The organism is Halalkalibacter okhensis (assembly GCF_000787375.1).
GTDB lineage: Bacteria > Bacillota > Bacilli > Bacillales > Bacillaceae_D > Halalkalibacter > Halalkalibacter okhensis.
Map to the genome: position 1 here is coordinate 1 of NZ_JRJU01000090.1, position 947 is coordinate 947.

The window sequence follows — 947 nt, forward strand, 5'->3', positions numbered from 1 at the left end:
ACACTCTGGAGGAAACAAAGTTTCGGTTACGGGGTTGTTACCCTCTACGACAGGCCTTTCCAGACCGTTTCACCTACTTCGTTTCTTTCTTACTCCGTATAGAGTGTCCTACAACCCCAAGAGGCAAGCCTCTTGGTTTGGGCTGTTTCCGTTTCGCTCGCCGCTACTTGGGAAATCGCATTTGCTTTCTCTTCCTCTGGGTACTTAGATGTTTCAGTTCCCCAGGTCTGCCTCCTCGTATCCTATGTATTCAGATACGGGTACCATCCCATTACGGATGGTGGGTTCCCCCATTCGGAGATCCTCGGATCAAAGCTCACTTACAGCTCCCCGAGGCGTTTCGCCGTTCGTCGCGTCCTTCTTAGGCTCCTAGTGCCAAGGCATCCACCGTGCGCCCTTTCTAACTTAACCATTTTGGCTGCAGATCTTCTTCGCATTTCTTCGTCAACTTCGTGGTTCTCGGTCATGTCACGTACGGTTGTACGCTCCATTCCTCGACCACTCGTTTCCTCGAACTGCTCGAAGCTCTTTGCCAAAAACGATCTATTCGAAAAAGTCGTTTTTGAATTCTTGACATGCTCGTTTGACCTTCTCTTAAAACTAAGATTCCGGTAAACTTACATATTGTTTCTATTGCATTATCTAGTTTTCAAAGAACCTAGCTATTGATCTCGAAAAATCATATAGCATTTTTTGGTGGAGCCTAGCGGGATCGAACCGCTGACCTCCTGCGTGCAAGGCAGGCGCTCTCCCAGCTGAGCTAAGGCCCCGAGCATTTTAAACAAACGATCAATTAAAACAATCGTTTGATTAGTTATTTTATTATGGTGGGCCTGAGTGGACTCGAACCACCGACCTCACGCTTATCAGGCGTGCGCTCTAACCAGCTGAGCTACAGGCCCCCACCATTGTAAATAAGAATTAAATTGAGAGTTTTGAATCCTCTC

Annotated in this window: 2 tRNA genes and 1 rRNA gene; all 3 read right to left on the reverse strand. The window is 47.4% G+C overall.

Annotated elements, in window-relative coordinates:
* Nucleotides 1–411 (reverse strand): 23S ribosomal RNA (locus LQ50_RS24070); the annotation flags it as partial.
* 283 nt (nt 412–694) lie between these two features.
* Nucleotides 695–770 (reverse strand) — tRNA-Ala (locus LQ50_RS24075).
* Between the two features lie 55 nt (nt 771–825).
* Nucleotides 826–902, reverse strand: a tRNA-Ile gene (locus tag LQ50_RS24080).
* Nucleotides 903–947 lie beyond the last annotated feature (45 nt).